The organism is Blautia sp. LMAG:89 (genome assembly GCF_008679485.1).
Taxonomy (GTDB): Bacteria; Bacillota; Clostridia; order Lachnospirales; family Lachnospiraceae; genus Blautia_A; species Blautia_A fusiformis.
Window position 1 is genome coordinate 358,503 of sequence record NZ_NANC01000012.1, and the last position, 21,681, is coordinate 380,183.

At 49.8% G+C, this 21,681-nt stretch carries 18 protein-coding genes; 2 read left to right on the forward strand and 16 right to left on the reverse strand.

The window, feature by feature from the left end; all coding sequences use genetic code 11:
- Positions 1–126: 126 nt before the first annotated feature.
- From alr to CCC70_RS14900, 3 genes are all read right to left on the reverse strand, one after another.
- Positions 127–1,296 carry an alanine racemase gene (gene alr / locus CCC70_RS14890; RefSeq protein WP_110102265.1) on the reverse strand — a complete coding sequence of 390 codons (1,170 nt, stop codon included), beginning with the start codon at positions 1,294–1,296 and terminating at the stop codon, positions 127–129.
- Entirely contained in the window at positions 1,293–2,810 is a 1,518-nt protein-coding gene (locus CCC70_RS14895) for an NAD(P)H-hydrate dehydratase (RefSeq protein ID WP_278603552.1), read from the reverse strand. The genes alr and CCC70_RS14895 overlap by 4 nt, the downstream gene beginning before the upstream one ends.
- A 61-nt stretch (positions 2,811–2,871) precedes the next feature.
- Positions 2,872–3,519, reverse strand: a complete 648-nt coding sequence (locus CCC70_RS14900) for a redox-sensing transcriptional repressor Rex (RefSeq protein ID WP_021650558.1) — start codon at positions 3,517–3,519, stop codon at positions 2,872–2,874.
- 214 nt (positions 3,520–3,733) lie between these two features.
- Between CCC70_RS14900 and CCC70_RS14905 the strand changes: the two genes are divergently transcribed.
- Positions 3,734–5,650, forward strand: a complete 1,917-nt coding sequence (locus CCC70_RS14905; RefSeq protein WP_270390742.1) for an ABC-F family ATP-binding cassette domain-containing protein — start codon at positions 3,734–3,736, stop codon at positions 5,648–5,650.
- Positions 5,651–5,680: 30 nt separating this feature from the next.
- Here the strand turns inward: CCC70_RS14905 and CCC70_RS14910 are convergent, their stop codons facing one another.
- Positions 5,681–6,547, reverse strand: a complete 867-nt coding sequence (locus tag CCC70_RS14910) for a pyridoxamine kinase (RefSeq protein WP_021650560.1) — start codon at positions 6,545–6,547, stop codon at positions 5,681–5,683.
- Positions 6,548–6,639: 92 nt separating this feature from the next.
- On the opposite strand from CCC70_RS14910, the gene pdxR reads away from it, so the two are divergent.
- Positions 6,640–7,956, forward strand: a complete 1,317-nt coding sequence (gene pdxR, locus CCC70_RS14915; RefSeq protein WP_114002416.1) for a MocR-like pyridoxine biosynthesis transcription factor PdxR — start codon at positions 6,640–6,642, stop codon at positions 7,954–7,956.
- Here pdxR and CCC70_RS14920 read toward each other — a convergent pair.
- The 12 genes from CCC70_RS14920 to CCC70_RS14975 all read right to left on the reverse strand — a co-directional run bounded on the left by CCC70_RS14920 (position 7,953) and on the right by CCC70_RS14975 (position 21,481).
- Positions 7,953–8,594: a precorrin-8X methylmutase gene (locus CCC70_RS14920; protein ID WP_015524817.1), complete on the reverse strand. Its 642-nt coding sequence runs from the start codon at positions 8,592–8,594 to the stop codon at positions 7,953–7,955. The two genes, pdxR and CCC70_RS14920, sit on opposite strands and share 4 nt — an antisense overlap.
- Before the next feature lie 2 nt (positions 8,595–8,596).
- Positions 8,597–10,117 (reverse strand): cobyric acid synthase, encoded by a 1,521-nt coding sequence (locus tag CCC70_RS14925; RefSeq protein ID WP_287085166.1) that lies wholly within the window; start codon positions 10,115–10,117, stop codon positions 8,597–8,599.
- Positions 10,102–11,154 (reverse strand): threonine-phosphate decarboxylase CobD, encoded by a 1,053-nt coding sequence (gene cobD, locus CCC70_RS14930; RefSeq protein WP_287085167.1) that lies wholly within the window; start codon positions 11,152–11,154, stop codon positions 10,102–10,104. The genes CCC70_RS14925 and cobD overlap by 16 nt, the downstream gene beginning before the upstream one ends.
- 27 nt (positions 11,155–11,181) lie before the next feature.
- Entirely contained in the window at positions 11,182–12,159 is a 978-nt protein-coding gene (cbiB, locus tag CCC70_RS14935; RefSeq protein ID WP_287085168.1) for an adenosylcobinamide-phosphate synthase CbiB, read from the reverse strand.
- Positions 12,146–13,549 (reverse strand): cobyrinate a,c-diamide synthase, encoded by a 1,404-nt coding sequence (locus tag CCC70_RS14940; RefSeq protein WP_022426796.1) that lies wholly within the window; start codon positions 13,547–13,549, stop codon positions 12,146–12,148. Before CCC70_RS14940 ends, cbiB begins: the two co-directional genes overlap by 14 nt.
- A complete protein-coding gene (gene cobK, locus CCC70_RS14945) occupies positions 13,550–15,523 on the reverse strand; it encodes a precorrin-6A reductase (protein WP_287085169.1) in 1,974 nt (657 codons plus the stop codon).
- Complete coding sequence (cobJ, locus tag CCC70_RS14950; RefSeq protein ID WP_237971255.1) at positions 15,516–16,247, reverse strand: precorrin-3B C(17)-methyltransferase; 732 nt, start codon at positions 16,245–16,247, stop codon at positions 15,516–15,518. Before cobJ ends, cobK begins: the two co-directional genes overlap by 8 nt.
- A complete protein-coding gene (locus CCC70_RS14955; protein WP_287085170.1) occupies positions 16,240–17,328 on the reverse strand; it encodes a cobalt-precorrin 5A hydrolase in 1,089 nt (362 codons plus the stop codon). The genes cobJ and CCC70_RS14955 overlap by 8 nt, the downstream gene beginning before the upstream one ends.
- Before the next feature lie 3 nt (positions 17,329–17,331).
- Complete coding sequence (gene cobM, locus CCC70_RS14960; protein WP_114002410.1) at positions 17,332–18,090, reverse strand: precorrin-4 C(11)-methyltransferase; 759 nt, start codon at positions 18,088–18,090, stop codon at positions 17,332–17,334.
- A 3-nt stretch (positions 18,091–18,093) separates the two neighbouring features.
- A complete protein-coding gene (cobI, locus tag CCC70_RS14965; protein ID WP_015524809.1) occupies positions 18,094–18,795 on the reverse strand; it encodes a precorrin-2 C(20)-methyltransferase in 702 nt (233 codons plus the stop codon).
- A 108-nt stretch (positions 18,796–18,903) separates the two neighbouring features.
- A complete protein-coding gene (cbiD, locus tag CCC70_RS14970; protein WP_287085171.1) occupies positions 18,904–20,121 on the reverse strand; it encodes a cobalt-precorrin-5B (C(1))-methyltransferase CbiD in 1,218 nt (405 codons plus the stop codon).
- Between the two features lie 19 nt (positions 20,122–20,140).
- Positions 20,141–21,481, reverse strand: a complete 1,341-nt coding sequence (locus tag CCC70_RS14975) for an MATE family efflux transporter (RefSeq protein ID WP_287085172.1) — start codon at positions 21,479–21,481, stop codon at positions 20,141–20,143.
- Positions 21,482–21,681 lie beyond the last annotated feature (200 nt).

Below are 21,681 nucleotides of genomic sequence, written 5' to 3' on the forward strand. Positions count from 1 at the left end.
ATTTGCAAGCCGTATTCCTTTTTACAGATAAGTATTTCCACAATTTCTTTGTGTATACCATGCGTGGTACTTTTTTACCGGCCTTATGTCTGACCCGGCGTTTTCCGGATCCGGGTATTTACGGATCTACTGGAAAAAGCTCTCCTCTTCTCCGCATTCCTTACCGTCTTTGATATAAACCCGCGGAACACGTTTACTGATCCCGCAGACAAATTCATAGGAAAATCTTCCAGAAAGATCTCCCAGTGTTTCCACACTGATAAATTCCTCTCCATCTCTTCCCATCAGGGTGACCTCGTCCCCGGCCTTCACCTCCGGGATATCTGTGACATCAACCATAAACTGATCCATGCAGACCCGTCCGAGGATCGGAGCTTTTTTGCCCCGGATCAGGACCCAGCCCTTATTGGAAAGCTGTCTCGGATAGCCATCTGCATAACCTACGGGGATCGTTGCCATTCTGGTAAAGCGTTCTGTAACAAACGTTCCTCCATAGCTTACCGCTGTTCCACGTTCCACATTTTTCACATAGGATACATGACTTTTCAGCTCCATTGCAGGTGTCAGCTTCACAATATCACGTTCTACCTCCTCTGACGGATAAATACCGTAAATGGTGATACCGGCACGAACGACATTGAGATTTGCTTCCGGAACACGGATGATACCTGCACTGTTGGAGCAGTGACGTACCGGAATATGAACACCTCTTTTTTCCAGAAGCTCTGCAAAACGGAGATAACGGTCCAGCTGCACCAGTGCAGGAGAACGGTCGGTCTCATCCGCCCTGGCAAAATGGGTAAACATTCCCTCGATCACCAGATTCGGGATTTTTGAGATTTTTTCGATCTTTATCGCATTTTCCGGAATATCCGCATATCCGATCCTTGTCATTCCCGTATCCAGAGCCAGATGAATATGTACATTTTTTCCAATGCGTGCACCTGCTTTTGCATATTCTGCTGCTGTATTAAGATCCGATATGGTGATCCGGATATCATTGGCTGCAAGCTCCTCATAATATTCCTCAAATACAAGGCCAAGGATCAGGACAGGCTTGGTGATCCCTGCATGCCGAAGCTCCAGTGCCTCCTCTGCAGTAGCTGTTGCAAATCCCCAGATATAGTCATAGTCCTGGATCAGACGGGCAATAGCTCTGGCACCATGACCATAACCGTCTGCCTTGATCACAGCGATGATCTTTGTCCCTTCTTTGACATTTTTATGCATTTCCTCAAAATTGTGGGCAATGGCATCCAGTGATACCAGTGCTTTTACTCTCTCGTATTTTTTCATAATCCCGACTCCTCTTCACCTATAGCTAATGCCTTGGGCAGATATTCTATGATATCTCCTGCCAGCATACTGCGCATTCCTTTTTCAGCGGCTGCAAGATCACCGCAAAGTCCGTGAAGATAAACACCTAACGCGGCCTTTAAAACCATGGGAGGCTGTTCCTCCGTTTTCAGATACATACATAACACTGCTGCCAGGATCCCGGAAAGCACATCTCCGCTTCCTGCAGTTGCCATTCCGGAATTACCGGAAAGATTCAGATACATCTGGCCTTTCTCATCTGCGATCACCGTACATGCATCCTTCAATACGCACACAGAGCCTGTTTTCGCAGCACATTTCAGTGCAGTATCTGCGATCTCATGCTGGATCTCCTGGATCGTTCTGCCACTGAGCCGGCTCATTTCTCCGATATGCGGTGTCAGGACTACATGCTCTCCCAGATACTGATACCACTGTGGATGTGCAGCCAGAAGGTTCAGGCCGTCCGCATCCAGGATCAGCGGCTTTTTCTCCCGGGCAGCCGCCGTGAGAAACCACTGTTCTCTCTCACGGCTGGCCACTGATGTTCCAAGTCCCGGTCCGATCACGATCATATCACACCAGGATAGAAGCTGTTCATTGGATTCCTGATCAAAGCGGCTGCAGACCATAGCCTCCGGAAGGAGTATCTGCAGTGGGATCCTGTTGGCTTCCACAGTCTGGATCTTTACCATTCCCGCACCGGCACGAAGTGCTGCACTGGCGCTTAAATAAGCGGCTCCGCACATTCCCTCACTTCCGGTCACAAAGAGCACTTTTCCGAAGGTACCCTTGTTTCCGCCGGGATCACGTTCCGGAAACAGCTTCAGATCTTTATTTTCCAGACAGGCGGCAGATGCAGTCACAGCTTCCTGCTCATAGATCCCGATATCGGCGGTAACGATCCTTCCTGCATACAGTCTTCCCGGATAAAAGCAAAGGCCTCTTTTCCGGTAGGCAAATGTGACAGTCAGATCGGCGCTGAAGGCAATTCCCATTTCCAGGCCAGTATCTCCGTTCACTCCTGACGGGATGTCAACTGCGATCTTTTTGGCCCTCGCACTGTTCATCTCATGGATGATATCAGCATAATGCCCCTCGATCGGACGCGTCAGGCCTACCCCAAACACGGCATCTACTATAGTAGTATATTCACTCCACTGCGGGTTATTCACCTCCGGGACACGATAACCGGAAGCGATCTTATACTGAAGAGCTGTCTCTCTGGTCATTTTATCTTTGTTTCCGACCATATAAAACTCTACCCGGATTCCCTTCAGATGGAACAATCTGGCAACAGCGATACCGTCACCGCCATTATTTCCGCTTCCGCAAACTACCAGGATCCTTTCGTCCTTCTGGAGATACTTTTCTGTTTCCTCTACCACCTTCAGTGCTGCCCGCTCCATCAGAACCTCGGAGGGAACTCCGATCTCACGGATCGTTGTGGAGTCCAGATCCTTCATTTCTTTGCAGGTAACAAGCTTCTTCATTCTGTCTTCTGCCTCCCCTCTATCATAGAGAAAGCTGCCGTTTCCGGCAGCTTAACAATTCTTACTTATCCACATGTTCCTGCCTGTATTTACTGAGATTATAAGACAGTGTCATCAGACTCTCGGAAAGATGAACGTTCTCTACGATCACATCATCCGGTGTCTCAAGATCGAGATGTGCAAAATTCCAGATTGCCTTGATCCCGTTCTCCACCAGGATATCTGCCATTTCCTTGGCTTTATTCTTGGGAAGTGTCAGAATCGCGATCTCCACGTTATTCTCTCTCAGGAAAAACGGAAGCTCACTGAGCATCTGGATCTCAAGTCCACGGACTGCGATGCCCTCAAGCACAGGATTTACGTCAAAGATACCAACCAGCCTGAAGCCACGCTTCTCAAAATCCACATAATTGGCAAGTGCCTGTCCCAGATTACCAGCACCCAGGATGATCATCGGATGAACGGTATCCAGTCCCAGGATCTTACCGATCTCTGTATAAAGATAATGTACATTATAGCCATACCCCTGCTGCCCAAAACCGCCGAAATTATTAAGATCCTGACGGATCTGAGAAGCTGTGGTATGCATCTTCTTACTTAACTCATTGGAAGAAATACGTTCTACATTGTCTTCCATCAGCTCTCCTAAGTAGCGGTAATAGCGTGGCAGACGCTTAATCACCGCTTTCGAGATTTGTTTTGTCTCCACGATAGTTTTCCTCCTTACCTTACACTAGGTTAATTATAACGAATTGACATTTTCCTGTCAATTAAAGTTGTCTATTCTGTACAAATTTCTTTATAATTTTTCTAATAATTGATTTTTTCTTTGAAATCCCGGCAGTTTCCGTTATAATAGGTGGAGGATTTTTCCCTGTTCAGGCATAAACAGGGGTGATTCTTTATACAGGAGGACAGTTTTTATGATTTTATCATGTCAGAATATATGCAAGGCCTTTGGCGAAAAAGTAATTTTAAATGATGCATCCTTTCACATTGAAGATCGTGAAAAGGCTGCTCTGATCGGATGCAACGGTGCAGGAAAGACCACACTGCTGCGGATCATCATGCAGGAGCTTTCTGCTGATTCCGGTACCGTGGTGCTTGCCCGGGATAAAAATATCGGCTATCTTGCCCAGTACCAAGATATCCACGGACATCATACCATCTACGAGGAGCTTCTTACCACAAAGCAGCACATCATCGATATGGAACGCCGTATCCGCAATATGGAACAGGAAATGAACACGGTGACCGGTGATGAGCTGAACCGTCTGATGGAAACCTATACCCGCCTGACCCATCAGTTTGAGCTGGAGAACGGATACGCTTACAAAAGTGAGCTGACCGGTGTCTTAAAGGGTCTCGGCTTCACGGAGGAAGATTATGACAAGCAGATCGAAACTCTTTCCGGCGGTCAGAAAACACGCGTGGCGCTGGGCAAGATGCTTCTTTCCAAGCCGGATATCCTGCTTCTGGATGAGCCAACCAATCACCTGGATATGGAAAGCATCTCCTGGCTGGAAACTTATCTTCTGAATTATCCGGGAGCTGTTTTTATCGTCTCCCATGACCGTTATTTTCTGGATAAGGTGGTCACCAAGGTCATTGAGATCGAAGCCGGACAGACCCGCGTATACAGCGGCAACTACTCTGCCTATGCTCTCAAGAAGGCTCAGCTTCGTGACGCACAGTACAAGGCATACTTAAATCAGCAGCGGGATATCAAGCATCAGGAAGCCGTTATCGCCAAGCTGAAATCCTTTAACCGTGAAAAATCCATCAAGCGTGCGGAAAGCCGTGAAAAAATGCTGGACCGTGTACAGAGGATCGAAAAGCCTCTTGAGCTCCAGGACCGGATGCGTATCTCGCTGGAACCACGGGTGTTAAGCGGAAACGATGTGCTCCACGTGGAAGCGCTTTCCAAGGCCTTTCCGGGACAGACCCTGTTCTCCGATATCTCCTTTGATATCAAACGCGGCGAGCGTGTGGCACTGATCGGAAACAACGGAACCGGAAAGACCACCATGCTGAAGATCATCAACGGTCTTATTGAGGCAGATGCCGGCAAATTTTCCCTTGGTTCCAAGGTGCAGATCGGTTATTACGATCAGGAACATCATGTTCTGCATATGGACAAGACAATTTTCCAGGAGATCTCCGATACTTATCCGACTCTCACAGAGACCGAGATCCGAAATATGCTTGCCGCATTTCTCTTTACCGGAGATGATGTTTTCAAGGAGATCTCCGCACTTTCCGGTGGAGAAAGAGGCCGTGTTTCCCTTGCAAAGCTGATGCTTTCCGAAGCCAACTTCCTGATCCTTGACGAGCCTACCAACCATCTGGATATTGCCTCCAAGGAGATCCTGGAGGAAGCACTGGTCAGCTACACCGGCACAGTCCTTTATGTATCCCATGACCGTTACTTTATCAATCAGACTGCGACCAGGATCATGGAGCTGACAAACCAGGCAGTGGTAAATTACATCGGTGATTATGATTACTATCTGGAAAAGAAGGAGGAGCTGACCAGTACCTATGCACCGGGAAGCACTTCTCCGGAGTCACCTGCCGAAGAAAAATCGGTTTCCGAGAACAAGCTTTCCTGGCAGCAGATGAAGGAAGAACAGGCAAAGAAACGAAAACGGGAAGCCGAGCTGAAAAAAGTCGAAGCCCGTATCGAAGAGCTGGAAACAAGAGACAGCGAGATCGACGAAACCATGGTCCTTCCGGATGTCTGCACCAATGTAGCGGAATGTACAAAGCTGAGCCGCGAAAAAGCAGCCATCGCTGAAGAACTGGAAGAGCTTTATGAAAAATGGGAAGAGCTGGCCTGACGGTCAGCTCTTTTTTATCCCCTTATGTTTTTATGGAAGCAGCATGCCGAGATGCTGTTCAAAGCATACACCATCGTTACGGTCTGTTCCTTCCTCCACCGCATCCCGGATCGATGCCGAGATAAAATCCACGGCCAGCTCTGCACAGGTTTTCATGGAATATCTTTTTACCAGCCCTGCACTGAGCACGGATGCAAAAAGATCTCCTGTCCCGGAATAGCTTCCGCCGGATTTCTCTGCAAATACCCAGGAGCTGTTTCCGTTTTCCAGGACAAGATTCCCCATTTTCAGAGGCTGCCCCTCCTCCCTGTGATCCACTCCGGTGATCACAACGGCAGGAAGTGAAAATTTCCGGGCAAGTCCGCACCCGATCTCCCGGATCTCTTCCATCCGCCGGGCCTCTGATACCTTTTGCAGTTTATTCCAGATCTCCTCCATTTTTTCTTTTCCGTAGAGAAGAAGGAGGGCTTCCGTAAGGTTCGGTGTGATCACATAGGAACGGCGTGTCAGTTCGCAGAACCGGCTGCGGAGCTCTTCTGTATAGATCGGATAAACCGCGCCGTCATCCCCCATCACCGGATCTGTAAGGATCAGAGTATCCTTTCCTGCAAACGCGTCCATAAATTTCAGAATCCTGTCTGCCTGCTTATCATCAGAAAGAAATCCTGTATAGATCCCATCCGGGAAAAATCCTCTTTTTTTCCACTGCTCCATATATGGTTCCATATGCTCTGTGAAATCCTCACAGAAATAACTTTCATAACCGGTCTGGTTGCTTAAAACAGCGGTGGGAAGTGGACACGCCTGGACTCCCATCACCGAGATCACCGGGATCGCTGCTGTCAGTGAACATTTCCCCAGCCCGGAAAGATCATTGATCACTGCTATTTTTTTCATGGTAATTCTCCAGTCTTGAGTTTTTTTCTGTAATATTATAGAATGAACTGTCAGGTTTACGCAATCATTTTTGGAAGGAAATCATCATACTTATGTTAAATATATCTGCAGAACACAAAAAAGAACACCTTTATCTGGAGGTTTATCACTATTACCGGAAGCTGATCCTGGAAGGCCGTCTCCTTCCCGGAAGCAAAATGCCCTCCCTTCGCAAATGCGCCCAGGAGCTGAAGCTGAGCCGTACCACCATCGAAAATGCCTATCTTCTGCTGGCAGCAGACGGCTATATCATCGCTAGGGCACAAAGCGGCTATTATGTCACCGGCATTGCTTCCAAGCAGCATCTGCTCACCCCCGAAAAACAGGATAAGGATATCACGCCCTGCCTTTATGATTTTGCTTCTTCCGGTGTTGACCGGGAAAGCTTCCGTTTTGATCTGTGGCAGCGTTACATCAAAAGTGCCCTCCGCCAGGGCGACCGTATGCTTTCTTATGGCGAACCCCAGGGCGAAAGCGATTTCCGGGAGGTTCTCGCAGACTATATCCGGGAACGCAGAAATGTGATCTGCTCCCCGGATGACATTGTAGTAGGGGCCGGTCTCCAGCCCCTTCTCCAGATCCTCTGCCCTCTGATCCATGAACGGAAAACCGTTTCGTTCCCCACACCGTCCTTCACCACATGCAGCACCATCTTTCAGGATTACGGCTTTGATGTCCATTACCGGGACAAAAGCTGCGATGTGATCTATGTTTCTCCTGCTCACATGACGAAATGGGGCGAGATCATGCCGGTAAAACGACGCCTGGAGCTGATCCGTCATGCAGAGATCAATGACCATCTGATCATTGAGGATGATTTCGAAAACGAATTTGTTTATTTCCAGAAGCCGACGCCTTCACTTTTCGGTCTTGCAGGTGGTGAAAACGTTGTCTATATCGGTTCCTTTTCCAGGCTGCTGCTGCCCTCCATCCGTGTCAGCTTCATGGTACTGCCGCGCTCTCTCCGGGAAAAATATACAAAAAAAGCAGCCTTTTATAATCAGACTGCTTCCAAGGCAGAACAGATCGCGCTCTGCCAGTTTATCCGCGACGGGCATCTGGCTTCCCAGACAAGAAAGCTCCGCCGCCTTTATTCCCAGAAGCTGAAGGCTCTTTCCCAGGCTGTCCGGGAAACCTTCGGCCAGGACTGCCAGATCCAAACAGGAGCCGCAGGAACCAGCCTTGCCCTTACTCTTCCCTGTTCTCTCACAGGCAGTGAACTGACAGACAGAGCCCGGAACCGTGGTCTGGGACTGGAGGTTCTCAGAGAAAACGGAGCCGAGGTCACCCTGGTCCTCTCCTGCTCCTCCATTCCATCCAAGGATTTTCTGCCTGCCTGTCAGCTTCTGAAGGAGGTTACCGGCTCCTAATCTCTCCGGTTATCGATCATGTAGAGCAGGGCATTTACAATGCACGCAGCAATGTTGCTTCCACCCTTGCGTCCTTTTGCCACAATATAAGGCACATCTGCGTGCATGATCAGCTCCTTGGACTGCACAACATTCACAAAGCCTACCGGCACACCGATGATCAGCTCAGGAGAAAGCTTTCCGTTCTCAATAAGCTCATAAAGACGTACCAGTGCGGTAGGTGCGTTTCCAATGGCAAAGATCAGCTTTTTATCCATCTCTGCGGCCTTGTCCATGCTGGCTGTGGCTCTGGTAGTCCCGTTCTTTTTTGCAAGGGCAGCCACATCCTCATCGGACATGAAGCAGTAAGCCTCACCGCCGTAGCGGGCAAGTGCACGCTTGTTGATCCCGGCCTTTGCCATCTGGGTATCTGTGACGATGCAGGCACCGTTGCGGATGGCGTCCATGGCCATCTCCACTGCCCCCTCCGAGAAGCAGAGATTTTTTGCATAATCAAAATCTGCGCTTGTGTGGATGCAGCGTTTTACGATCAGCTCTGTTCCCGGGATCAGGGGAGTATCCCCCAGCTCTTCTGTGATGATCTCAAAGCTTCTTTTTTCGATCTCCATGGGTTTTACATTTTCAAGCTCAACTTTCATTTCTATTCTTCCTCCGTAATCCCGTTTTCCAGTATCTCATAGATTTTTTTCATATCCAGATGCTTCCGCAGCTCTGCAGCCAGGATATCATACTGCTGTTCCTTAAATGCCGCAAAATCCACGCCTGTCATATTTTCCACATCAATACCTTTTTTCTCGCCGATCACGCGGATGATCGCCTCTGCAGATGCTTCCTTATCGAAAACACCGTGGATATAGGTTCCGCACACATTTCCCGCAAAAGCACCCTCTTCTTTTTTCTTACCGCTGACGCTGTCTGTGATCTTCGTGGCTGTTCCTGCATTCTCCTTCAGGATGCTTTCGCCCATATGGATCTCATAGCCCTCGATCTCCGCACCGGAAAGAGGAGCAAACACACCGGACAGCTGACCGAAATGCCCCTGCACCCTGGTCCTGGTTTTCTTTTCGGCAAATACCGTTTCCATGGGAAGAAGTCCCATTCCTTTCATGGAACCGCCATTTTCAACTCCATGAGGATCGCTTAAGGTCTCGCCCAGCATCTGATAGCCGCCGCAGACACCAAAGATCAGCTTGCCTCTGGAGGCTTCCTTGAGAACCGCTGCCTCCATTCCGCTTTCCCGCATCCAGATCAGATCACTCATAGTGTTCTTGGTTCCAGGAAGGATGATCATGTCCGGAGAGTGAAGATCTCTCGGGTGTTTTACATAGCGGAGAGAAACTCCGGGAATGCTCTCAAAAGGATTAAAATCCGTAAAGTTGGAAATCCTTGGTGTACGGATCACCGCGATATCAATGACACCGGCTTCCTGCTTCCGGTCAAAACGCTCCGTCAGGCTGTCCTCATCCTCCACCTGGATATCCAGATAAGGCGCCACACCCACCACCGGGATCCCGCTTCTTTCCTCAAGCATAACAACACCAGGGTCCAGAATAGTCTTATCTCCGCGGAATTTGTTGATGATCAGACCCTTTACCATAGCCTTCTCATCGTCCTCCAGAAGCTCCACTGTACCGATCAGCTGGGCAAAAACACCTCCACGGTCAATATCACCCACAAGAAGGACCGGTGCCTTGGCCATCTTTGCCATACCCATATTTACAATATCCTCGTCCTTGAGATTGATCTCGGCAGGGCTTCCCGCACCTTCGATGACAATGATATCGTTTTCCGCTGCAAGAGCGTTGTATGCCTTCATCACATCCGGAACCAGGGTCTTCTTATATTTGAAATAATCCCTGGCACTCATGGTTCCAAGAACTTCTCCGTTTACGATCACCTGGGAGCCTACATCATTGGTAGGCTTCAGAAGAATCGGATTCATCAGGACAGACGGCCTGATCCCGGCTGCCTCTGCCTGCATGACCTGGGCCCGCCCCATCTCAAGACCATCCTCTGTAATAAAGGAATTCAGTGCCATATTTTGTGATTTAAAAGGAGCCACACGATATCCATCCTGCTTAAAGATCCTGCAAAGTCCCGCAGCCAGCAGGCTTTTTCCGGCATTGGACATGGTTCCCTGCACCATTATTGCTTTTGCCATAATATACCTCCCTCAAGTACTTCGATCAGTTTTACATTTTCTTCATGGCGCTTTACCGCGATCCGGTAATACTCCTTTGTAAGTCCCGGATAATTGCTGCAGTCACGGATCAGGATCCGCTTCCGCAGACAGAAGTCAAAGAGCTCCTCCGGTCCTTTAAAGAAAATATAATTTGCTTCCGACGGAAATACTTTATACCCAATGCGGACCAGCTCATCCTTCAGCCACTGTGCCTCCCGAAAAACAAGCTGTCTTCCCTCCTCTACATATTCCGTCTCTGTAAGTGCCTGGAGCCCGGCTGCCTGGGCCATGGTGGAAACATTCCATGGCTGAACGCAGAGCTCCATCCTTTCCATCAGCTTTCTGTCAGAACAGAGGCCATAGCCCAGCCGCACACCGGCCATGGCATATCTTTTTGTAAATGCCTTCAGGATAAAAAGATTATTGAACCCGGAAAGAGAATGCTTCAGAGAATACTCTTCCGGTTCCTTTACAAAATCGAGGAAACATTCATCTACCACCAGCAGGATATCCAGCTTTCTGCATTTTTCCAGGATCCTTTTCAGAAGCCTATGGGGGATCAGCATGCCGGTAGGATTGTTGGGGTTACATAAGAAAGCCATATCCAGTCCCTTATGGAGGATATCCAGATAGGCTTCACTGAGCACAAAACCGTCATTTTCCGTCAGCATGTAATATTCCAGCTCACAGCCAGTACTGGCCAGAGCCTGTCCGTATTCCGCAAAAGTAGGCGCCGGGATCAGAGCCCGCTTTGGCTTTACTGCGTGACAGAGCGTAAAGATCACTTCTGCTGCTCCGTTACCGCATATTACCTCTTCCGCTTTTACCCCTTCCGATTCTGCGATCCTTTCCCTGAGAACGCCGCATCCCACCTGGGGATACTGTGCAATATGATCCAGACTGTGGATAATGGCCTGCTTCACACTTTCCGGTGTTCCCAAAGGATTCAGATTTGCCGAAAAATCCAGGCAGTCTTTATGTTTATATACGTCTCCTCCATGTATGTGTTTTGTCATTGGTCATTCTCCTGTCTGTATTTATTGTTACCTTAATAACCCGAACCGGACCCCCGCACTGAGCAGTCCAAATACAACCACACCCAGTATGGATGCCGCGTACATCAGCCGGTTAGCCCTTTTGATATCCTCCGGCTCCACCGGGCGGATCGGATCCCCGATCGTGGGTTTTTCATATAATTTCCCGAAATAATATGCATTTCCCGCAAGCTGTACATCCAGCGCTCCGGCCATGGCAGCCTCTGTCTGAGCAGAGTTGGGGCTTGCATGATTTCTCCGGTCACGTTTGTAGATCTTTGCCGCATTTTTTGTATCCATTCCTGTAAAAACAGTTCCTGCCACCATCAGCCATCCGGAGATCCTGGCAGGGATATAATTGGCCACATCATCCAGCTTTGCCGCAATACGGCCGAAATAAAGATATTTGTCATTTTTATATCCAAGCATGGAATCCATGGTATTGATACCCTTGTACAAAAACATCAGCGGCACTCCGCCGATAGCCATATAAAACATGGGGGCGATCACGCCGTCGGATGCATTTTCCGCAACGGTTTCCACGGCAGCCTTTGTCACGCCGGTTTCCGTAAGCTCTCTGGTATCACGGCCTACGATCATGGACACCGCATAGCGTGCCTCGTCCAGAGTCCCGTTTTTCAGCCGGTCATAAACCTTCATACTCTCATCCTTCAGGGAACGGGTGGCAAGAAGCTGATAGCACCAGAAAACCTCCAGCACAAATCCGGCCACCGGCAGATACCGGTAAAGATAATAAAGCACCAGAAGCGGCACCCCGCCGCTGAACAGACAGACAAGCACTACGATCAGAAAGCCTCCTGTCAGCTCACCGCCGTGATTTTTCGGAAAAATCTTCCGGATCACCTTTTCCAGCACTGCAATCAGATTGCCGATGACACAGATCGGATGATAAAGCCATCTGGGATCTCCGATCAGAAGATCCAGCACAAATCCTATGACCAGTGCAGGAAGACTATATTTCAGCATCTTTTTTCTGCCTCCGTTCTTTCTTATATTCCAGTGCGTTCTTCAGAAAGCGTGCCGGAACCCTGGGATTTCCGTAATAATAAAGATGCGGAAATCCTGCCATCAGCCTGCCCCGGTCATGGATACAATCCCATCCTCTTTTAGATGCCGGCTTTGCCGCATGAAAATCCTCTCCGCAATCTGTGGAATCAAAATAATGGAATTCATGAGCCGGGATCTCACCAAGTCCGGTATCCTGTTTTTCCGTAAGGGTGATATAGCCGAACCGGTTCAGCTTCGGTGTGCGGTAAGCCCTTCCAGGGATCACCCCGCAGACTCTGCGCTGCTTTCCTTCCATATCCTCCATCTCCTGATGAAGATACATGAATCCGCCACATTCTGCCAGACAGGGCATTCCGTCCAGGATAACTTCCCGGATCCGGGTGCACATTTCCTGATTTTCTTCCAGCGCCTCCCCGTTTAATTCCGGGTAACCGCCGCTTAAAAGAAGCCCGTCCAGATCCTCCGGAAGCTCTCTGTCATGAATGGGGGAAAAACGTACCAGCTCCGCTCCCATCTGCTCCAGAAGATTTAAATTATCCGCATAGAAAAAGCAGAAGGCTTCATCATCCGCCACACCGATCCGCACCTTTTCCTCTGTACGGTATCCGAAGGCAGTATCCTTCTGTATCAGCATTTCCGTCTCCGGTGCCGCAAGCTCCGGTGCTTCCCCTGCAAGCTCCAGGATCCCATCGATATCCAGGGTTTTCTCCAGTACCTCGGAAAGCTTCTGCAGACGGCTTTTCAGCTCCGGGATCTCCTCCGGAAGCACCAGCCCCAGATGACGGCTTTCGATCACACAGTCCTCCACCTTCGGAACATACCCCAGTACCTTTACGGAAAGCTCCTCTTCCAGAAGCTTTTTCATTCTGGGATACAGCATGGGAGACATCTGATTAAAGATCACGCCGCAGATATGGCTGTCCTTTTTGTATTCCAGAAAGCCCTTTACATAGGCAGCCAGGGAAACACTCATGCCACGGCTGTTTACGATCAGGATCACTGGTGTATCTGTGGTGGAGGCCAGATCATAGGCGCTGGCTCTGGAGGTGATCCCTCCTACACCGTCATAGTACCCCATGACTCCCTCCATCACTGCGATCTCACAGTCCGATGCGTTCTTTGCCAGAAGATACCGGGTCCTGTCTCCATCTGTAAAAAACGTATCCAGGTTTCGGGATCTTGTACCGATCACACGGCTGTGGAACATGGGATCTATGTAATCCGGGCCACATTTAAAAGAAGCTACCTTAAGGCCACGGTTCACCAGCGCCTGAAGAAGCCCGCAGGTAATCAGGGTTTTTCCGCTTCCGCTGGCACCTGCCGCAAGAAGTATTCTCGGGATCTTCACCTAAATCTCCTCCCCTCTTCCGCTGCAGGAAATGATATAGATCGGATTCTCACCCATCATCATATGATACCTTCCGATAGATTTTGATCTTGCCGCAGACAGCTGTACGATATCCACATCTGTCAGGCTGAAATCTCGTATGGCATTCATGGCTTCCGTCACGGTCTCCAGAGTGATACAGTTGATCACGATCCGTACTTCCGGATTTTTGTCCAGAAGAAGCCGGATGATCTCATTCATATTTCCGGAAGACCCGCCGATAAAAGCATGTGTCGGAACAGGCAGCTCCACCATAGCTTCCGGTGCAGTACCCGGTACGATCTCCAGATTATCTGCGGCAAATTTCCGCTTGTTCTCCTTAAGAAGAGCAAGGGCATCCTCCTTTTTCTCGACGGCATAGACCTGCCCCTTCCAGGCACGCAGCGCCATCTCAACGGAAACCGAGCCTGTGCCCGCTCCCACATCATAGCAGACAGAATCCTCCTGAAGACGAAGCTTGGACAGAGAAACCGTACGCACCTCTTCCTTTGTCATAGGCGCCTTTCCACGGAGAAATTCCTCATCACAGATCCCGTGAACTGCGGGCAAAGGTACTGCCTTTTCATTGCACGCAGTTACCACGCTTAATGCATCTCCCCGGTATTCTGTAAGATCTGCTGCCCTGGCATGAAAGATCTTTTCATTTTCGTAGGAAAGATTTTCGCCCACATAAAGGGTCACATCACCCATTCCATACGCAACCAGTCTGGAAGCCAGCCGGGCTACCCCATCCTCTGTTCCCAGAATGGAAAAAACCTTGGGGTTATGTCGGATCAGTGAGATCAGATTGCAGTCTCTTCCATGAGCGCTGACGATCCTGGCATCATCCCAGGAAAGACCGATCTTCGCCATAAAATAAACAACAGAAGAAATCCCACAGATCACCTGGACATCGCCATCCAGAAGATCCATCAGCTTCCTTGCGCCGCTGTAGAAGCCCACATCTCCGGAAAGGGCAATGGCAACGGTACGGTACTGCGGATGTGCCTTGATATACTCCACGATCTTATCACTGCGGTACTCATGGAGAATCATCTGCCCCGGCCTCTGTACGGCATCTGTCATACGCTTTGCACCGATCAGAAGCTCCGCCTCATCAAAGGCCTTCTTTCCTTCCAAAGTCAAGGTTTTTTCCGCACCCATGCCGATGCCTACAAGAGAAACCCTCTGTGACAGGGTAAGGCCGAACAGCTTTGCCAGAAATACCCTTGCTTCCGGCAGGGACAGCCCCTCCTCCTGCAATGGTCTTCCGATAATCACAGGTGTGACGCCGCAGCGCTGACAAGCCTCCATCTTTTCCGGGAATCCACCAGCCAGACCGGTATCCTTGGTGACCAGATAGCTGCACTGAAACTGTCGAAGCATGGCTTCGTTGATCTCTGTAGAAAATGGCCCCTGCATACCGATGAGATGCTTTCCTTCGATCCCCAGCTCCGCACAGGAGCTGATCACGGAAGGGATGGACAGCACCCGGGCAAAAAGCCTCTCCTGGTAATCCGGGATCACTGTAAATTTAGACAGCTCCTTGCTTCCTGTGGTAAGAAAAATGTTCCCCTCTGTACCGGAAAGAAGCTCTGCCGCCTTCTCCGTGCTTTCCACATAGATGGCTTCCCTGTTCTTCTCCCCCTCCGGGCGAAGGACACGCTGATAGCGAATGCTTCCGTTCTCACAGGCAGTCCGGATATTTTTTGTCACCTCTGCTGCATAGGGATGAGTGGCGTCCAGAACGATCTCCGGCGCTTCCCTTTGGAAAAGCTCCTCCATATCTTCGGTTTTCAGCCTTCCGGCGCTAACATGGAGAAATTCATTTTCCTTCAGAAGGGAGCCGCCATATTCCGTGGCTGCACAGGCATAGACCGGAACATGATTTTCCGCAAGGAACTCACAGAGTGCATAGCCCTCGGTGGTTCCTGCAAAAACAATGGCTTTATACATTCTTATATCCCCTTGGTGTTACCATCTTGCCGTTTACATTCTTAGTCTGTGAATTTCCCACAAATACGGTAGTAAACATATCCACTTCTGTATCACGGAGTTCCTTCAGTGTCATAACCTGTGCAGTCTCGCCGTCACGTGCGATCTGGGCAACCGTGCCGCAGACAGTATCCGGGGACTTGTATTTCATCATCAGATCACAAGCCTTCTGAAGATAATCCTTACGTTTTCTGCTGGACGGATTGTAAAGGCATACCACAAAATCCGCCTGTGCTGCTGCCAGAAGCCTTGCCTCGATCTTCTCCCACGGAGTCAGAAGATCACTTAAGCTGATCAGGCAGAAGTCATGGATCAGCGGTGCACCCAGCACTGCGGCGCCGCCTGTGGCTGCTGTCACACCTGGGATAATGGTCAGCTCCACATCCGGATAGTTTTCTCCCACCTCATACATCAGACCTGCCATGCCATAGACACCGGCGTCACCACTGCAGATCATGGAAACGTTTTTTCCTTTTTTTGCCTCGTCAAAAGCAAGTACACAGCGGTCTACCTCTTTTTTCATCGGTGTGGTCATGAACTCTTTGCCTGCAAAATACTCCTTTACAAGATCCACATACACCGTGTAACCGATGATCACATCACTTTCATTTAATGCACGGATCGCTCTTCCAGTCATCTGGTCATACGCACCCGGGCCAATTCCTACAACATAAATCTTACTCAAAACGTATCCTCCGATTTCCGGCTGCAAGGGCGGTGGTCACACCGTCCCGGCCTGTTTTTTTTCTGATCAGTGTACCCTGTCCGCAACCCAGAACCGCGCTTCTCTCACAGACATTCTCTACACCTGTTATCTTTTTTACAAATTGTGACGGGGTAAATTCACCCTGCACTGCCTTCAGCTCTTCCTCTGTAAAGGTCAGAAACGGAAGTTGCCAGGCTTCTGCCAGAGAAAGAAGTCCCACCTCTTCCTTCTTCAGATCGATACTGGCAATAGCTCTCAGTGATTCTCTGTAAACATCCGATTCCTTCAGACATTCCTCTGCCGCCTTCTGGATAGAGGCTGCATCCTTTCCCCTGCGGCAGCCCATTCCCAGAACTGCAGCAGGCGGCACCACATGGACTGTATTTTTAAAGGGCAGGCAACCTCTGTGGATCGTCACCGCAATACCTGTTTCCGGTGCCTCCCCGGCTGTCTCACCCTCCTCCGGATCCACTGCAGCTGAGGGCCTTCCGTCTTTCCCGCAAAGCACCAGACCCTCCGGCAGCTCTCCATCCCATGGAAACTCACTGTAAAAGCCAACGCTCTCTCCTGCAAGAAGGGCCGCAGAAGCCTCCTTTGCAGCCTTCATATGAAAAATAGCACAGCCATTCTTTTTTGCAAAAACATCCACTGCAAAACGGCTGTGAAGATCTGTGGCTGTTGTCACAACCGGCACCGCCTTAAGATATCCGGCACAGCGAAGAGCCAGCTCATTGGCTCCGCCCAGATGTCCGGAAAGAAGAGCAATGACAAATTTTCCGCATTCATCGATCACCAGCACAGCCGGATCCGTCTTTTTTCCGGCAATGTAAGGTGCGATACTGCGCACTGCGATCCCGCAGGCACCAACAAAGATCACGCCCTCTTTTCCTGTCCGGAACTGTTCCCCTGCCCACTGGGAGGTGGAAACAGAGATCGGATCCGGAAGGTACCGGCTCTTTTTTGCAAGGGTGACACTCTCACCCTCCTTTTCCAGAGCCCTCTGAAGCCTTTCCCCTGTCTCCAGCCCTGTCATACTGAAGCAAATGATGGAAATGTTCATATTTTATTTCGTAGCCTCACGGAACTCTGTGGTAAAGCCCGGATCATACAGCTTGGATCTGTCATAGCTTGCAGCATTGACCGCATCACCTACCAGCATAAGCGCTGTTTTTGTGATCTTGTTCTCTTTTGCTGTCTGGGCCAGAGTACCCACTGTACAGATAAACTTCTTCTCATCGGGCCAGGTTGCCTTGTAGACGATGGCAGCCGGTGTATCCTCACGATATCCGCCCTCCACCAGTCTGCGGCTCAGCTCCTCCAGCATACCTGTACTGAGGAAAATAACCATAGTCGCATTATGAGCGGCAAAGGACTGAATGCTCTCTTTTGCCGGCACCGGTGTCCTTCCTTCCATTCTTGTGATGATCACACTCTGGGAAATATCCGGAAGTGTATACTCCAGGTTCAGTGCAGATGCAGCTCCGCAGAAGGCACTGACACCCGGGCAGGAATCATAGGCGATCCCCTTTTCATCCAGGATATCCATCTGCTCACGGATCGCACCATAGATACATGGATCGCCGGTGTGGAGACGAACGGTCATCTTACCCTCAGCCTCTGCTCTCTCCATAACAGAGATCACTTCCTCAAGGGTCATCTTTGCACTGTTATGGATGGTGCACACATCCTTGGAATACTCCAGAAGTTGGGGATTTACAAGAGATCCCGCATAGATGATCACATCTGCCTCTTCCAGATACTGTTTACCTCTTACTGTGATAAGATCCGGTGCTCCCGGACCTGCTCCTACAAAATGTACCATAATCTATTCCTCTCTTCTGTCTTTGTTTTCTTTGATAATGATCAGGGAATAATATCCTGCATCCTCAGGGATCTCCTCCACGGTCCGGTAGATCTTTTCATCCGGCATTCCGCAGTTTTCGATCATCATGGCCTCTGCCCCCTGGGAAAGAAGCTCCGCCTTCACATCCTTCATCTTCTTTCCGGCCTTCATAAGGACCTTGGTACCGGAAAGCTTCAGCGCATCCTCGATCTGATAGGAAGCCGGGATCACGTGAAGAGGCTCTGCCTTCTCCACAAGTCCGGTGTTCAGACGGGCGGAAACTGCACAGAAGGATGTGATGCCACAGACGATCTCCGTCTCATATCCCTGAGCCACAAGTCTGTGATGGATATAGAGATATGTGGAATACACGGTAGGATCTCCCAGTGTGAGAAATACCACATCTTTCCCCTGGTCCAGGACAGCCTTGACTTTATCTGCTCCTGCATCGTGATAGCTCTTCAGCACCTCCGGATCCTTGGACATTGGAAAAGGAACTGCAAGAAGCTCCTTCTTTCCAAGCTCCGGATAAGCCCCCTCCACGATCTTAAACGCTACCGTATCCTCCGGAACCTGTCCCGGAAGTGCGATCACCTCTGCCTCCTTTACAAGACGAAGTGCTTTTAAGGTAAGAAGCTCCGGATCTCCCGGTCCTACACCTACACCATATAATTTACCTGCCATATTTCTTTCCTCCTAACTATATTTTCCAGACAGGATAAAACCTGTCTGTTATTTATATCAAATTTTGTCCTGAAATTAAAAAAATTCCATCCGGACTGGGGTTTCCTGTCATGAAATATCATCCACCCCGACTGCCTGCTCCTGTATCTTATGGATCAGCTCCTCTGCATCCCGGGTCTGCCCCAGCAGTCCGTATACATTGGAAAACACCACAGCACCCAGAAGGATCTGCTCATAGGATCTGTGGTCCAGATAAAACTGGATCTTCTCCATGACCACAGCCATAGTCTCTTTCAGGATACCATAGCTGTCAAGAACAGCCAGCGCCTCATCGGTAGTCCCCGCCTCCAGGATCTCTCTGGCACATTCCAGAGAGCCCCCTGCACGGATGGCACTTGCACAGAGAACCTCCATCCTTCCGTCAGCACAGTGGGAATGGGTATTCATGATCCCGGCGGCAACTTTTACAAACTTACCGATATGAGCCACAAAAAGAATGCCTTTTACGCCCATATCAATGGCCATGTCAATGGTCTCTCCTACATAATTGCTGCACTTGATATTGTTCTCAAAGGGAATGGACATATGCTCCCTGAGATAATCCGCACCGTAATTCCCCGGTGTCACCAGGATAAAATCTTCTCCCTGGCAGAAATGCTGCTTCATCTCCACATGGATGCTTTCGATCAGAGCCTTCTCACTCATGGGCTCTACGATCCCGCTGGTTCCAAGTATGGAGATCCCGCCAAGAATGCCAAGACGGGGATTAAAGGTTTTCTTCGCGATCTCCTCCCCCTGGGGGACGGATACGGTAAGCTTCAGACCGCCCTCGTAGTCATATTCCTGGGCCGCCTCTTCGGCTTCCCGCAGGATCATGGCTCTGGGAACCGGATTGATGGCCGCCTCGCCCACTTTCTGGGAAAGTCCCGGTTTGGTGACACGACCTACCCCGATCCCTCCGTCCAGGATGATCTGAGGCCGGGATTTCTCTGTTTTCCGCTGCTGCCCGGCCTGTTCTGACGCTGAAATAGAAAACTTCTCCGCTTTTACATAGACCAGGATCCCGTTGGTGGTATCCGGATCATCACCTGCATCCTTCTGCACAGCACAGGAGACATAGGTTTCGCCCCGGGTAATATCGTGAAGCTGTAATGTGAGAGTGATCCCCTTTGGGGTATCAAGCTCTACCTCGGAAAGAGTCTCTCCCGAAAGCAGCATCCGGACTGCACCCCTGGCTGCCCCAGCTGCACAGGAGCCTGTTGTGTAACCGTAACGGAGGCGCTTGTTGTTTTTTATGACATACTGATCTTCCAGTCCGTTCTTCATATATACGACGCCCTCCTTTTTAAATCACCTTGTGCTCCAGCCATTTGCGGCTGTGGAAACGCCAGGTAAAAATAATCCCACGAACAGTCCAGTCTGCAAACATTCCGATCCAGACACCCATAGGCCCGAAGCCCAGGACACGGATCAGGAAAACACAGAGACAGAACCTGCATGCCCACATGGTACAGCAGGAGGTGATCATGGAAAACTTCACATCACCGGCTGCACGAAGACCATACCCCGGCACGAACGCCATTGTCCATACCACAGGCTTTACGATGGTGATCCATGTGATCATGTGGATGCACATTTCCGCACTGGTACTCTCCATTCCGCCAAGGATCGTTACCGGTCTGACCAAAACATACACAATCAGACAGCTTACGATAATAACTACCTCTGCAATGACGCAGAGTTTTTTTATGTAATAGACCGCCTCATCCTTGCGGCCGGCACCAAGACACTGGCCTACGATGGTCATCAGACCCACACCTACTCCGATGGCCGCGATACCATTCAGGTTCTCAAGGATATTGGTCATTGCCTGCGCTGCGATGGCTGCTGTTCCCAGTGTGGAAACCGTAGACTGGATGGCAAGCTTTCCAAGCTGAAACATACTGTTCTCAATTCCCGAAGGGATCCCAAGTCCCAGGATACGTCCGATCATACTCCAGTCCGGGCGGATCTTCAGGTAATCCCTCACAACGACAGGCTGACGATCCTTACGCAGCTGCCAGAGAACAACCACTGCACAGAAAATACGGGAAACCAGTGTGGAGATCGCCGCTCCTGCAACACCAAGGTGGAAAACCCAGATCAGAACCGCATTTCCGCCAATGTTCATGATATTGGAGATCATGGAGATGGTCATAGGCCCCTTGGTATTCTCCTGGGCACGAAAGATCGAAGCCGCAGAATCATAAGCCGCAATAAAGGGGAATGACAGTGCCGTGAAAAAGAAATAAATTTCCGATGCACGCATAACATCCGCATCCACCGCACCAAAGATCAGCCTCAAAAGCGGCTTCTGAAAAATCAGACAGACTGCAGACACCACTACAGAGATCGCTGTGATGATAAAAAGCACCTGCCTGGCAGACATGTTCGCCTTCTCATAATTCCTCTGTCCGATATACTGGGCGCAGACAATGGCGCCTCCCGCTGCCAGCGCCGAAAAAGCCTGGATCAGAAGCACATTGATGGAATCCACCAGCGATACCGCAGAAAGAGCCGCAGATCCCACATTGCTGACCATCATGGTATCTGCGGTTCCCATTATCGAATTCAAAATCTGTTCCAGCACTACCGGCACCAGAAGATTACGGATCATCCGGTTGGTAAACATATGCTGCTGTTCCATTGTTACATCCTCCGCCTCACTTATTTATGACCTGACAAAGCAGAAAAAAACGTCTGTATTTTATCAATCACACTTTCTCTGACATTATACCCTTTTCCCGCTCTTTTTCCAATATATTTTCTGTGTTTTTTGTACAAACTGCAAAATGCCGCAGGCGCGAAACCTGCGGCAGTCTTTGTATTTTGTGTTTTTTTATTATA